This is a genomic window from Vreelandella titanicae, from assembly GCF_014697095.1.
Taxonomy (GTDB): Bacteria; Pseudomonadota; Gammaproteobacteria; order Pseudomonadales; family Halomonadaceae; genus Vreelandella; species Vreelandella titanicae.
The window spans coordinates 3,551,163-3,564,995 of sequence record NZ_CP059082.1 but is presented as its reverse complement, the minus strand read 5'-3'; the positions used below and the strand labels follow the sequence as shown (position 1 = coordinate 3,564,995).

Genomic DNA, 13,833 nt, shown 5'->3' with positions numbered 1-13,833 from the left:
TAATGGCCTCGTTATCGTCACGTTTATCACCCATTACTCGCCGGCGACTGGCGGCTTTTAAAGCCAATCGTCGTGCCCGGGTGTCCCTCTGGCTATTTGCCGCGCTGTTTATCCTTAGCCTGTTTGCCGAGCTGATTGCCAACGACAAACCAATCATTATGCAGTACGACGACCAGTGGTACTTCCCCATGCTAGTGGACTATCCGGAAACCGAATTTGGTGGCTTCCTACCCACCCGCACGGACTATCTGGATCCCTTTGTGCAGCAACAGATTAAAGACCACGGCTGGGCGCTGTGGCCCATCATTCCTTTTTCCTATCAGACCCTGGATATGAATATGACCCGCCCCTCTCCGGCCCCGCCGGATAGCCGCCACTGGCTGGGCACCGATGACCAGGGGCGGGATGTAACCGCACGGGTGATTTATGGTTTCCGGCTTTCGGTGGCCTTTGCCCTGGTACTCACTGCCGGGTCATTAGTGATGGGTGTAGCAATAGGCGGTGTACAAGGCTACTTTGGCGGCAAAATTGATTTGATCGGTCAGCGGTTCACCGAAATTTGGTCTGGCTTGCCGGTGCTGTTCCTGCTGATTATTTTGGCCAGCTTTGTGCAACCGGGATTTTGGTGGTTGCTGGGGATTATGCTGCTCTTCTCGTGGTTGGGCCTGGTCGACATCGTACGTGCCGAGTTCCTGCGTGCGCGCAATCTGGAGTATGTGCGCGCGGCCAAAGCCATGGGTCTGCCGTCTCGCTTGATTATGTGGCGTCACGTGCTGCCCAATGCCATGGTGGCCACCCTGACGTTTATTCCATTTCTGTTTACCGGCGCCATTGGCACGCTCACCGCACTGGATTTCCTCGGTTTCGGCCTGCCCCCCGGCGCTCCCTCGCTAGGCGAACTGGCAGCCCAGGGCAAAAATAATCTTCATGCTCCGTGGCTGGGTATTACGGCGTTTATGACTCTGGCCATCATGCTCTCTCTGCTGGTCTTTATCGGCGAAGGCTTGCGCGATGCCTTTGATCCCCGTCACGTGCAGCAGCGCCAAGCGGGTACTGCCCAGGAGACTCAGCATGCCTAATCCCCTGCTGCGCATTGAACATCTTGATGTCGTTTTTGATGGCAACCCGGTGGTGCAGTCACTCTCGCTTACCCTCAATGCGGGCGAAACCCTGGCCATTGTCGGTGAGTCCGGCTCCGGCAAATCCGTATCGGCGTTGGGCATGGTAAATCTGCTACCCAGTAACGCTAGCGTTGAGGGTGAACGCTGGCTGGGTGATACCAATCTGGCCAATTTAACCGAAGCCCAGTGGAACGCTATACGCGGTAATCGCGTCGGCTTTATCTTTCAAGAACCGATGACCTCTCTTAACCCACTCCACCGCGTGGGTAAGCAAATTGGTGAAGCGCTCCGCCTTCATCAGGGGCTGCGTGGCGAGGCCGCCCGCCAACGCAGCAAAGCGCTATTGGAACAGGTGAAACTGCCGCGACCTGATGAGCTGTTGGATGCCTGGCCCCACCAGCTTTCGGGGGGGCAGCGCCAACGGGTGATGATTGCCATGGCGATTGCCAATAACCCATCGCTGCTGATTGCCGATGAGCCGACAACAGCGCTGGACGTCACCGTGCAACAGGACATTCTCGCCCTGCTGCGTGAACTACGCGATCACCATGGCATGGGTATGCTGTTTATCAGCCACGACTTGAATCTGGTGCGCCGTTATGCGGATCGTATCTGCGTCATGTATCAGGGCCGTATTAAGGAGATCGGCCCGGTGGAGCAGGTCTTTCAACACCCGCAAAGCGATTACACGAAGGCGCTGCTAGCCGCAGAACCGGAAGGTAGGCCCCAGCATATTGAGCAGACCGCCCCGCTACTAACAGCGCGTCAGTTGAGCGTCAGTTTCAAGCGGCCTAAAACCAGCCTGTTCAAGCGTCAGCCGCCCGCTTTCGTGGCACTTCAACCCACTGATTTCCACATTGCGCCGGGAGAAACCCTGGGCATTGTGGGTGAGTCCGGCTCGGGTAAAACCACGCTAGCGTCAGCGGTCATGCGGCTGGTCACTAGCCAAGGCGATGTTACCCTTGGCAAGGATAAACTAAGCGCCCTAACCGGCGATGCGTTACGCCGCCACCGCCATCGCCTGCAAATGGTGTTTCAAGACCCCTATGGCGCGCTTTCACCGCGTATGCCAGTGTTTGATATCGTCAGCGAGGGGCTGCGCTTTCACTACCCCCATCTCACCACTGAAGAAGTCACCCAGCGGGTTAATCAAACGCTGCACGAGGTAGGTTTGCCCGAGAGCTGTGCCGCGCGCTACCCCCACGAGTTCTCCGGCGGTCAGCGCCAGCGCATTGCCGTGGCAAGAGCGATTATCTTAGAACCGGAACTATTGGTGCTGGATGAGCCAACCTCGGCGTTAGACCGTACCGTGCAGAAGCAGCTAGTCGCCCTGTTGCGCGATTTGCAGGCACGCCGTCAGCTATGTTATTTATTCATAAGCCATGACTTAGCCGTTGTGCGTGCCATGGCACACCGTATTATGGTGCTCAAGGATGGCGAAGTGGTCGAACAAGGCCCCTGCCTAGAGGTGCTTTCAGCGCCACAGCACGCTTATACTCAAGCGTTGATTGCCGCTGCGCATCTGACTCACTAGTTCTGACTTACTAACTTTATCGAGTCACGATACTTGCTATTGTTGGTGGCAGAACTAAGATAACGGTATAAATATCCAGATAAAATAAAGCCGCTTACCCTTTTGGGAAGCGGCTAATAGAGACCTTAAGCAAGGACTCAGAAAAGCGCGATTTCGTCGGCGGTTAATTCTCGCCACTCGCCGGGCGCCAGGTTGGCATCCAAAGCCAAGTCACCGATAGAGCTGCGGTGCAGTGAGTTCACGTGATTACCCAAAGCGGCAAACATACGCTTCACTTGGTGATAGCGCCCTTCGGTAATGGTGAGTTCTGCCTGGGTGGGCGAAAGCAGCCTGAGTGTTGCGGGTTGTGTCGGGGTCTCCTCTCCATCCAGCATCAGGCCATCGGCGACTTGACCAATCGCCCACTCCGCCGTCGCACCTTCCATCGGTTCCGCTAGCTCGGCGATATACACCTTGGCGCAGCGATGGCGCGGTGACGTGACACGGTGCGACCACTGGCCATCATCGGTTAATAGCAGCAGTCCCGTGGTATCCACATCCAACCGCCCTACCGGCTGTAACCGATCGGCTTTGGGCAGATCTATCAGATCTATCGCGCGCTGATAGAGTCCGCGGCGGGCATTGCATTCAACGTCGACGGGCTTGTGCAGCATAATGTAGCGCAAGCCAACCAGCGCCAACCGCTCGCCGTTGAGCACCACCACATCGTTATCGGTATCGATCTGGGTCGCCGACTGCTTGATCGGCTCGCCGTTGAGGGTTACCTCACCATTTTTGAGTGCCCGCTTAGCCAGGCTACGGGTTAATGGCGTGGTTTCACTCAAAAAGCGATCAAGGCGCATCATTAACCCACTCCTGGCAGCAGTTGAAAGTGGTCGGCATCTTGCCAGGCAGGAAATTTTTCACGAAAAGCATCAAGGGCAGTTTTATCCAGCGTGCCCGTTTCTATAAACGGGGTATGGGCAGGTTGATCAATGAGCGGTTCGCCTTTGAAGTCCACCAACAGGGAATCGCCACTATAGGCAAGCCCTTTGGCATCTTCTCCAACGCGATTAACGCCAATCACATAGCTTAGGTTCTCGACCGCACGGGCCTGCAGCAGCGTGCGCCAAGGGTGACGACGGGGTGCTGGCCAGTTGGCGATACACAGCAGCGCATCATACTCGAAATGCTCCCCTTCTGCTGGCTGCTGGCGCATCCAGACCGGAAAACGCAGGTCGTAGCAAACGCTCAGCAGCAGCTTAAAGCCATTGAGCTCTACCACTTTACGCTCACTGCCCATACCGTAGCGCTCATGCTCACCGGCCATACGGAATAGGTGACGCTTATCGTAGTGGGTTAACACCCCCTCCGGCGTTGCCCAAATCAAGCGGTTATAAAACTCACCGTCCTCTTCGATCGCCACGCTGCCGGTCATCACACAGTTGCGTGCCTTCGCTTGGGCCTGTAGCCAGGCAACGCTTTGACTTTCCGCCATCGGCTGGGCCATTTCGCGGGAATTCATGGTAAAGCCAGTGGCAAACATCTCAGGCAATACAATAAGATCCGTGTCGCGGCTATCCAGCTCGCCCAGCAACTTCTCAAGATGAGCGTGGTTGGCCTGGGGATCTTCCCAGCGCAGATCACACTGCACTAGCGTGTTCCTAAGTTGACTCACTTAACACCTCCAATTCGTCAGTCTCAAGACAACGTTTATGCTAGATTAGCATCTTTAAATAATGAGGCTGCTATGCTTCCTACTCCAACACGCGACCCTGATGCCGTCAAAGGCGTTATGTATGGGCTAACCGCCTACACCATGTGGGGCTGCTTTCCGCTATTTTTTGCCCTGTTTGACGGCATTCCCGCCTTTGAAATATTGATTCACCGTATCATTTGGGCGTGTCTATTTCTGGTCGGCTTGATTACCCTTCTGCGCCGCTGGCCGCCCGTTGTCACCGCATTGGGGGAACCCAAGCGGCTTGGTCGGGTGTTGGCCTGTGCGCTATTGATTGCGTTTAACTGGGGTATCTATATTTATGCAGTGGAGTCGAAGCAGGTATTGCAGGCGAGCCTGGGCTACTTCTTAACGCCATTAGTGAACGTCGCGCTAGGCATGCTGGTACTTCGGGAAGTGATGGCCAAGCTGCAGCTGGTCGCCTTGGGCTTGGCCAGCGTGGCCATTGCCACGCAGTTTGTGATGCTGGGTGAACTGCCCTGGCTTAGTCTACTACTGGCGTTAAGCTTCGGCAGTTACGGCCTGTTTCGTAAGCAGGTGCCACTGGACGGATTATCGGGACTGTTTGTGGAAACCCTGTTGCTATTCCCACTCGCCCTGATCGCCTTGACCTGGTTAAGCTGGAACGGCAGCTCGCATTTTCTTCAAGATACGTCATCGACTGGCCTGCTGATCGCCAGTGGGGCTTTGACCGCGCTGCCGTTAATGGCCTTTGCCGGCGCGGCACGCCGGTTGCGTTTGGCAACCCTGGGCTTTTTGATGTACATCAACCCCAGCATTCAGTTTCTGATTGCCTTAACCGTGTTCGGCGAGCCCCTGGGCCTTATTCAGTTGGCAACGTTTGTGCTTATTTGGATCGGGCTCGCGCTCTACTCCTGGTCGGCGTGGCAGTCACGCCCGCGCTACGCTGCGGCTAGTTAGTGCAAGCGGTGGCACTGGGGCGGCCTCTGACTGCAACGCAGGGGGAGTCGCTATATCACGCTCAGGCTGGTAGCCAACCCGGAATCCGCCCCAGTGCTTACCCTGCACATACACCGGCACAGAGAGGTCGTGCATGATTTCGCCGGTATCGCGCTTGTAAGTTTGCAGTAGCAGCGGCTTTTCATGAGCCCCACATCGGCTGCCCGTCGGGTCATCGAAAATGCGTTTGTTGCGGCAGAACTTTAAATCGTGCGCGTAGTCACCGGTTGGTGCAAGACTGACCGCTTTGTTATGGGTCGGCACATAGCCTTTACGGTCACAGGCAATGGCATAGCTTAAGCTTAGCTGCGTGAGCAAAGGCTCTTGCAAATCGGGCAGGTACCTATCAGTGAAACTATCAAAGCCGGTTTTATATTGCGGCGGCTGCGTACCCGGAATCTGTTCATAATGAGGCTGGAACAGGTGGGTGTCTGAAAGCTCCCCGCGGGCAATCGCTTTTTCCAGCAGCTTACCCAACTTATCGGCGGTTAATCGTGCAGCGTGGAATACCTGCTGGTGGCGACCCTCCAAATGCTGTTGAGCCAGTTCACCATCGACCCCTTCGGCAGCCTCCATCAATGCCCGGGCCTGCTCGGCCAAATCATGCATATTACGATTGCCTTCATCGACATCATCTTCCAACTGGCTCAGGCTGTCCGCCACGGTTTGACTATGTTGGCGAGTGTTTTCCATGGCATCGGCAACACGGGTAATTTCCCTCTGCACTTGGTCGAATTCTTGAGTCATCGTACCCAGACTGTTGCCGACCACTTGTAGCCCCTTGGAGCGCTTGCTGATACGGGTCATTAACTGGCCCATAGTGGCGACGACCGACTGGCCGCTCTGATGCATATCCTTAACCAGCTCATCGACACTTTGCGTTGCGGTAGAGGTCTTGAGTGCCAGGTTGCGCACTTCGCCGGCGACGACTGCAAACCCTCGCCCGTGTTCACCCGCTCGGGCCGCTTCAATTGACGCATTGAGCGACAGCAGATGGGTTTGTTCGGCGATATCCTCAATCATGGAAGTAACGTTACGTACACGCTCAATTTTATCGTTCAGCGCGGTCAGCATTTCCAGCGCTTGGTTTGAGCGGTCGGCAACATCGCTCATGTCCTGAATAATATCGTCCAGTTCAGCATGGTTGTGATGACTGGCCTCCCGGGCGCTCTCTGCCAGCGCTGCCACTTGGCTGGCGCTGGCACTCACCTGCATAATGGCTGCATTAATGGCCGTCATGCTCGATGAAGCTTCACGAGCCATGGTTTCTTGCTTTGAGAGGCGCTGATCCATCAGATCGGCATAGTGCGACACTTCTGCCGAGGCAATCGCTGTGCTGCTAGCGCGGTTCATTAACCTGTAGGCCATGGCGCGAAGCGAACGGTAATCACGCAGCGGCTTAAAGCCAAGCCGATGCTGTTCCAGGCGACGTTGGTCGGCTCGGTAGACGCCTTCCAGTACGCTGAGTAGCATAGCGCCACCGCCTAGCGCGGCGAATAGAAGTGCCAGATAACGCCAGAGCCCTCCTTGTATGGCAAGCCCTATCGACAGCACTACAAACAGCACCGGAACACACAATCGCAGTAAGCGCATGAGCTGTACTCTTTTATTGATGTTATTGAGTATCGAAAATACTACTTCTGAGGGGTTCAACCCCCTTTGCGACTAAGCTTAGCGTGTAACGCTTATGAAAGAAGTAGCACTTTGGGGGAAGGAAGTAGCACTTTTGGAGAAGACACAAATCCTATAAGCGCTTGGTCATCATTGGGTTACCGCAGTAAAAATGAATATAAGCACTGCAATGAAATGGAATATCCCTTACTCTCTTGGTTCTGCCACTTCTACAACACCAGGACCCCATGCTAAAGCGCTACTTGCCGATCCTGACATGGCTCCCCCACTACCATAAACGCCTATTGGGGGCAGACCTTTTGGCGGGCTTGATCGTCACCGTGATGGTCATTCCCCAATCGCTGGCCTATGCGCTGCTGGCCGGGTTACCCGCGGTGGTAGGCCTGTACGCCAGCATCCTGCCTCAACTGATCTATACCCTGTTTGGCACCAGTAAAACCCTCGCGGTCGGGCCGGTGGCAATCATCGCGCTGATGACCGGTGCCGCGCTCTCCTCAGTAGCAGCCGCGGGTACGGAGACCTACTTACAGGCAGCGCTGATCCTGTCACTGCTTTCCGGTGGCATGCTGGTCGTGATGGGGCTGCTGAAAATGGGCTTTTTCAGCAACTTTTTAAGCCACCCGGTTATCTCCGGCTTCTTAACGGCGTCGGGTATTTTGATTGCGGCCAGCCAGCTTGGCAGCCTACTGGGGGTTGAGAGCAGTGGCTTTACCCTGGTGGAACGTCTTATCACCCTGGTACCAAACTTAACCACCTTTAACTTACCCACCCTACTGATTGGCAGTGGAACCCTGCTGTTTTTGATTGCCATGCGGCGCCACGGTAAAGCCGCCCTGCTCACGCTGGGCCTGCCACGCACTCTGGCGGACTTGATCGCCAAAGCGGGGCCAGTCTTTGCGGTCGTGATTACCACCCTGGTGACCTGGCATTGGCAGTTGGCCGATAAAGGCGTCTCCGTAGTAGGGCAAATTCCCGGTGGTTTACCCTCGTTAAGCTTTCCTTGGGCGGACTACTCGCTATGGCGGGCACTGCTAATCCCAGCGCTGCTGATTAGCCTGGTCGGCTTTGTGGAGTCGGTCTCCATGGGCCAGATGTTGGCCGCTAAACGGCGCCAGCGCATCTCTCCCAATCAGGAACTAGTGGGCCTGGGCGCCAGCAATTTAGCCGCCGGGTTTTCCAGTGGTATGCCGGTAACCGGTGGTCTGTCCCGCACCGTTATTAACTACGATGCGGGTGCGCAAACACCTGCCGCCGGTGCCTTTGCGGCGCTAGGTATTGCGCTGGTCACCATGTCGTTTACCGGTTGGCTCTACTATCTGCCCATCGCGACCCTGGCCGCAACAATCACCGTCTCGATTTTGACACTGGTAGACATCCCCATGCTGCGCCAAACCTGGCGCTACTCCCGCAGCGACTTTGCCGCCATGGCGGTGACGATTCTACTCACGCTGTGCGAAGGCGTTGAAGCCGGCATCATTAGCGGTGTGACACTTTCTATTGCGCTATTTTTGTACCGCACCAGCCGCCCCCATAGCGCCTTGGTAGGTCGTGTGCCCGGTACCGAACATTTTAGAAACACTACCCGCCACGATGTCGAAACGGTCAATACCGTTGCCCTCTTGCGCATCGATGAGAGCCTCTACTTTGCCAATGCACGCTATTTGGAAGACACCGTTTATAACCTGGTGGCGAGCCAACCCGAGCTTGAGCACGTTGTGCTGATCTGTTCGGCGGTCAACCTGATCGATGCCTCGGCGCTAGAGAGCCTGGATGCGATCAACGCCCGTTTAAAAGACTCCGATGTAAAACTGCATTTATCCGAGGTCAAAGGCCCGGTAATGGATCAGCTTAAGAAGAGTGACTTTCTGGATGCACTGACCGGACGGGTATTTCTAAGCACCTACGCCGCTTGGCGTGAGTTTTCTTAACAGTATTGCTCTCGCTACCGCTCTGAAAAACCAGGCTTTTGCCTGGTTTTTTTATGCCTGTTGTTTACTAACGGACACCTCTGATGACAACGGCATTGACAGCCACCCAGCGGCTTCTCTACTATCACCCGACCATTAAGCAAAATACAATACCGCACAGCAAAACACATTCAATCAAATAACCAGCAACTAAACGTCACCATCAACGTCACTACAACCACAATAAAGGAGCATCCCAATGCGTCCCTTCGCTCAACGCCTACTTATTGCCGCCTTACCTCTATCGCTACTCGGCGCAGCCGTCAGCCACGCCAACGAAATTGAACTGCCCGGCACCATGGCCTGGACGGCCTATGGCACCAACTCAAGCGGCTATGCCCAAGCCGTCGCCATCGGCAATATGTTGCAGAACAAATACGATTCGTCTGTACGTATTCTGCCGGGTGATAACGATGTATCACGCATGACGCCGCTCAAGCAGGGCCGCGTTGACCTTTGCGCCTGTGGGATCGCCAGCTACTACGGAGCGGAAGGTGTGATGATGTTTGCCGACCGTGACTGGGGCCCTCAGCCGCTGCGCGTGATTACCACTTCCACCGCCTCTTTTGGTCTTTCCCTTGCGGTCGCGGGCGACCTGGATGTTGAAACGCCCGCTGACTTGGCGGGCAAACGCATCGCCTATATCCGTGGCGACGATGCGCTCAATAAAGGCACAGAGGCGTACCTCGCCTTTGGCGGTTTAACCTGGGATGACGTAGAGCGGGTTGATTACCCCGGCTACGGCCGCTCGTTCGACGGCATTATCGCTGGCGATGTGGATGCCTCCTTTACCACAACGGTCACCCCGCCCGCCCAGCAGTTGGCCAGTAGCCCTCGCGGCATTAGCTGGCCAGTGCTAGACCCCAACGACGAAGCCGGCTGGGAGCGTATGGCTGCGGTGGCGCCCTACTTCCGTCCTCACGAAGTCACTTCCGGGGCAGGCGGCATCAGCGCCGAAAACCCGGTGCCTAGCGCTAGCTACCCTTACCCTATTGTTGTCGCCAACCAAGACCTGGACGACAACGTGGCTTATGGCCTGATCAAGGCCATGCAGGAAAACTTTGATGACTATAAAGACAACGCTCCAGGCGCACTTGGCTATGCACTAGAGCAACAAGATCTTCAATGGGTAGTGCCGTTCCACGATGCGGTCGTGGAGTACTACAAAGAAATCGATGTATGGACTGATGAAATGCAGGCTCATCAGGACAAGCTCGTTGAGCGTCAGAACGTGCTTTTAACCGCCTGGGAAAGCTTTATGCAGGACGCACCCAGTGAAGATGAGGCATTTACTACCGGCTGGATGGAAGCCCGTGCCACCGCGCTGAGCGATGCCGGTTTCGAACCGATCTTCGAGTGATACACCACGGGGCGGCACTTGCCGCCCCCTGCTGATTGACGGATGTCCCCCCCATGACCACAGATACCTCGCCTGCCAATAATCAGCAGGTTAAAGAAAAGATCAGCCAAATTCGTCAGCTTCCTACTGCACTGCGCTGGATTCCCGCCACGGTCACCGTCATTTTGATGGCGATGACGCTGGATTATCTTTTCAACGTTGGCTTACTGACGTTCGTAACCGGCTTGGAAACGCAGTTCTACTATGCCGTTGTGGCGCTGCTGCTACCGCTGGTGTTTTTGCTTTGGCCCATGCGCAGTCGCCAACAAGAGCAGCCTATTCCCTGGTACGACTACACATTGAGCGCCATCACGCTTATCGTTGGCGGCTATTTTGTTTACAACGCAGTACCTATTTTGGAGCGCGGCTGGGCCTTTTCAGCGCCCGAAATCGCCATTTATGCCAGCTACGCCTACTGGCTGCTGATTGTCGAAGCAGCACGCCGGGCGGGTGGTTTACCCATTGCGATTATTGCCGGGGTATTCTCGCTCTATCCGCTGGTGGCCGATATCGTCCCTGGCCCGATCCAGGCGTTTCCTTCCACCCTTGAACAAACCGCCATGTACCACACCATGAGCACCGAAAGCATCATGGGGGTGCCGCTGCAGGCGTTCGCGGGCCTGGTGATCGGCTTTTTGGTCTTTGGTGTCGTGCTGCAGAAAAGCGGCGGCGGTAAGTTTTTTATTAATCTGGCCTTTGCGCTCCTGGGTCATGTACGCGGCGGCCCTGCTAAGGTGTCGATTTTCTCCAGTGGCCTGATGGGCTCCATGAGCGGCAGCGTGATCAGTAATGTATTGACCACCGGCGTGCTATCGATTCCCGCCATGCGTCGTATCGGTATGAGCCGCTCCTTTGCGGGCGGTGTAGAAGCCTGCGCCTCAACCGGCGGTGTATTGATGCCCCCTGTTATGGGTGCCACCGCTTTTGTCATGGCGATGTTTTTGGACATTCCCTACTCCGCTGTGGCGCTGGCCGCCGTGATTCCTTCGATTCTGTATTTCCTGGGTCTGTTTATTCAGATTGATGCCTACGCGGCCCGCCAAGACATTAAAGGCTTGCCCGCCGTTGAGCTGCCTTCACTTTGGCAAACCCTCAAAGAGGGTTGGTATTTTATTTTTGTCTTCGCGTTATTAGTCTGGATGCTGCTGATTATGCAGCGCGAAGCCGTAGCGCCTTTTTACGCTACCGCGCTGCTGTTAGTGCTGAACCAGCTTTCCAAGCATAACCGCTGGGGTTGGAAGGATGTGGCCGACACGCTGTCATCTGCCGCCAAGCTGTTTGCCGAACTCATCGCTATTTTGGCCGGCGTGGGCATGCTGGTCGGTGCGCTTTCGATGACCGGCCTTTCCGGCACCATCGCTAACGACTTTATCAATATTGCCGGTGGCAGCGTGCCGCTGCTACTGATTATGGGCGCCGTGACCAGTTTCGTACTCGGCATTGGCATGACCGTGACTGCCGCCTATATTTTCCTTGCCGTTGCGCTAGCCCCCGCGCTGATTCAAGGCGGAGGGCTGGATCCCATGGCGGTGCATATGTTCATCCTTTACTGGGGCATGCTGAGTTTTATTACTCCGCCGGTCGCACTCGGTGCCTTTGCCGCCGCCACCGTGGCCGGTGCCCGGCCCATGGAAACGGGCCTGCAGGCCATGCGCCTGGGTAGCGTGATCTATTTTATCCCCTTCCTCTTTGTGCTTAATCCGGCGTTGATTATGCAGGGCGCACCGCTGGTGATCGTGGCCGTGTTTATCCAGGCCGTGCTCGGCATCATTCTGTTTGCCTCCGCCATGCAGGGCTACCTGATGGGCATTGGCCGATTGGGCTATGGGGCACTGCAGGAGATCATTATTCGCGCTCTGGTACTGATCGCAGGACTGTTGCTGGCGCTGCCTGGCGGTGGAATGGTACCCCTTAGCCAGTGGGAACTGATCGGCCTCGCGCTTGCCGCGCTAGTGCCCGGCGTGTTGATGGCACGCTTAAGCCAGCGCCACCATCGGCGATCGCATAGCGCCTCTGCTGCTTAGCAGATGGAACGCCAAGGTTATTTTTCAATTCACTATCATGCGAAATACGAGAGCCTAACTATGTCCGTTCACTACCAGCGCCACGGTGATATAGGCGTTATCCAAATTGCTAACCCGCCGGTTAATGCCTTGGGGCACGCCGTGCGCAGCGGCTTAGTCAACGCGCTCAAAGAGGGTATTGCCGACGCAGATGCTAAAGCGCTGGTCGTGCTCGCCGATGGCCGCACCTTTATTGCCGGGGCAGATATTCGTGAGTTTGGTAAGCCGCCTCAAGCCCCTCTGCTGCCCGATGTGATTAACCAACTGGAAGCCTGCCCAAAACCGCTGATTGCCGCCCTGCACGGCACGGCCCTGGGCGGCGGTTTGGAAGTGGCCCTCGGTTGCCACTACCGCGTCGCGCTGGCGGGAACCCGCGTAGGGCTTCCAGAGGTAAAGCTTGGCCTCCTGCCTGGCGCCGGTGGCACCCAGCGTTTACCACGCTTAGTGGGCGTTGAGCGCGCGTTAGAGATGATCACCAGCGGTCGCTTTGTGGAGGCTGAAGAAGCGCTTGAGGCAGGTATTATCGATGCTATCAGCAATGCCCAAACGCCTCTTGAAGCGGGTTTAGCGGCCGCCCAGGAAGTGCTGGCAGGCGCCCAAACGCCCCGTATCACCGGCCAACTTCCTGCCCCGGCGGCGAACCCCCAGGCCATCACTAAGACGTTGGATCAGCTTAACCAAAAGTCTTCCGAACTGTTCTCGCCGTTTCGCATTGTCGAAACGATTCAGGCCTGCGTGGATGCCGAGTCACTGGAGGCTGGGTTACGCCGCGAGCGGGAGCTGTTTCTAGCCTGTATGGACTCCCCCCAGCGCGCCGGGCTTATTCATCTGTTTTTTGCCGCACGCAGCCCGCACCTAGTGCCCGACGTTGAGAAAGCCAGTGCTTTTAAACACGTTGCGCTGATTGGTGAGCATCCGCTCTTTGAACGCCTGCAAAAGGCCGCGCAAAAGGCAGGCATTAGCTTAACCAACGCATCCAACGAGGCCACCGAGCTTTGCCTACTGGGGCCAAATACGACTCAGGATTCCCTCGCGAATTGCCCGGTTGTTGCACTGGAAGAGATTGGCAGTGCCTGCTCCACCGCTAGTGCACTAAGCCTGATCATTGCTGAAAATGGCCAAATAGGTGAGTTAGTCAATGTAAGCGCAGAGCCACTTACTCAGCAGCGAGCCGCACTGACCCTTAAAGCATTGCGGCTAAACATCGTGGTCAGCCAACAAAAAAGCATACTTCGCGCGATGCATGCTGCCATTCAGCAAGCTTCAGCCAGTGAAAAGCAGTCAGCGCTTGAACAGGCAAGTATCAATATAGCGGAACAGGGCTTCTGCTACCGGGAAAGTGACATCGATTTACTCGCGGTGGAAGCGTTTGGCTACCCGCGTCACCTAGGAGGGCCACACCGCCAGGCCACGCTCTCAACTGCTGCTAAGGATGTATAG

The 13,833-nt window shown here is 56.0% G+C and carries 10 protein-coding genes; 7 read left to right on the top strand and 3 right to left on the bottom strand.

Going from position 1 to position 13,833, the window contains the following annotated elements:
• Window positions 1-2 precede the first annotated feature (2 nt).
• Both HZS52_RS16410 and HZS52_RS16405 read left to right on the top strand, forming a co-directional pair.
• Window positions 3-1,079 carry an ABC transporter permease gene (locus HZS52_RS16410; RefSeq protein WP_190373171.1) on the top strand — a complete coding sequence of 359 codons (1,077 nt, stop codon included), beginning with the start codon at window positions 3-5 and terminating at the stop codon, window positions 1,077-1,079.
• Window positions 1,072-2,655: an ABC transporter ATP-binding protein gene (locus tag HZS52_RS16405; RefSeq protein ID WP_190373170.1), complete on the top strand. Its 1,584-nt coding sequence runs from the start codon at window positions 1,072-1,074 to the stop codon at window positions 2,653-2,655. The genes HZS52_RS16410 and HZS52_RS16405 overlap by 8 nt, the downstream gene beginning before the upstream one ends.
• Window positions 2,656-2,792: 137 nt before the next feature.
• Here HZS52_RS16405 and HZS52_RS16400 read toward each other — a convergent pair whose 3' ends face one another.
• Window positions 2,793-3,497 (bottom strand): pseudouridine synthase, encoded by a 705-nt coding sequence (locus HZS52_RS16400; RefSeq protein WP_027959554.1) that lies wholly within the window; start codon window positions 3,495-3,497, stop codon window positions 2,793-2,795.
• 2 nt (window positions 3,498-3,499) lie between these two features.
• Entirely contained in the window at window positions 3,500-4,312 is an 813-nt protein-coding gene (locus HZS52_RS16395; RefSeq protein ID WP_027959555.1) for an amidohydrolase, read from the bottom strand.
• A gap of 72 nt (window positions 4,313-4,384) precedes the next feature.
• On the opposite strand from HZS52_RS16395, the gene rarD reads away from it, so the two are divergent.
• Entirely contained in the window at window positions 4,385-5,293 is a 909-nt protein-coding gene (gene rarD, locus HZS52_RS16390) for an EamA family transporter RarD (protein WP_141441058.1), read from the top strand.
• Here rarD and HZS52_RS16385 read toward each other — a convergent pair.
• Window positions 5,264-6,925: a methyl-accepting chemotaxis protein gene (locus HZS52_RS16385; RefSeq protein ID WP_022523339.1), complete on the bottom strand. Its 1,662-nt coding sequence runs from the start codon at window positions 6,923-6,925 to the stop codon at window positions 5,264-5,266. The genes rarD and HZS52_RS16385 overlap by 30 nt on opposite strands.
• Before the next feature lie 266 nt (window positions 6,926-7,191).
• Here HZS52_RS16385 and HZS52_RS16380 point away from each other — a divergent pair, with 266 nt between their 5' ends.
• From HZS52_RS16380 to HZS52_RS16365, 4 genes are all read left to right on the top strand, one after another.
• Entirely contained in the window at window positions 7,192-8,892 is a 1,701-nt protein-coding gene (locus HZS52_RS16380; protein ID WP_027959558.1) for a SulP family inorganic anion transporter, read from the top strand.
• A 238-nt stretch (window positions 8,893-9,130) separates the two neighbouring features.
• A complete protein-coding gene (locus HZS52_RS16375) occupies window positions 9,131-10,291 on the top strand; it encodes a TAXI family TRAP transporter solute-binding subunit (RefSeq protein ID WP_027959559.1) in 1,161 nt (386 codons plus the stop codon).
• Window positions 10,292-10,344: 53 nt separating this feature from the next.
• The gene (locus HZS52_RS16370) at window positions 10,345-12,354 is read left to right on the top strand and encodes a TRAP transporter permease (RefSeq protein ID WP_190373169.1); all 2,010 of its coding nucleotides are present in this window, start codon (window positions 10,345-10,347) and stop codon (window positions 12,352-12,354) included.
• 60 nt (window positions 12,355-12,414) lie between these two features.
• Complete coding sequence (locus HZS52_RS16365; protein ID WP_190373168.1) at window positions 12,415-13,833, top strand: enoyl-CoA hydratase/isomerase family protein; 1,419 nt, start codon at window positions 12,415-12,417, stop codon at window positions 13,831-13,833.

Bases quoted from the DNA above. Each gene is read 5' to 3' on its own strand.
- HZS52_RS16410 (WP_190373171.1), top strand. From the start codon at position 3: ATGGCCTCGTTATCGTCACGTTTATCACCCATTACTCGCCGGCGACTG.
- HZS52_RS16405 (WP_190373170.1), top strand. From the start codon at position 1,072: ATGCCTAATCCCCTGCTGCGCATTGAACATCTTGATGTCGTTTTTGAT.
- HZS52_RS16400 (WP_027959554.1), bottom strand. From the start codon at position 3,497: ATGCGCCTTGATCGCTTTTTGAGTGAAACCACGCCATTAACCCGTAGC.
- rarD (WP_141441058.1), top strand. From the start codon at position 4,385: ATGCTTCCTACTCCAACACGCGACCCTGATGCCGTCAAAGGCGTTATG.
- HZS52_RS16385 (WP_022523339.1), bottom strand. From the start codon at position 6,925: ATGCGCTTACTGCGATTGTGTGTTCCGGTGCTGTTTGTAGTGCTGTCG.
- HZS52_RS16380 (WP_027959558.1), top strand. From the start codon at position 7,192: ATGCTAAAGCGCTACTTGCCGATCCTGACATGGCTCCCCCACTACCAT.
- HZS52_RS16375 (WP_027959559.1), top strand. From the start codon at position 9,131: ATGCGTCCCTTCGCTCAACGCCTACTTATTGCCGCCTTACCTCTATCG.
- HZS52_RS16370 (WP_190373169.1), top strand. From the start codon at position 10,345: ATGACCACAGATACCTCGCCTGCCAATAATCAGCAGGTTAAAGAAAAG.
- HZS52_RS16365 (WP_190373168.1), top strand. From the start codon at position 12,415: ATGTCCGTTCACTACCAGCGCCACGGTGATATAGGCGTTATCCAAATT.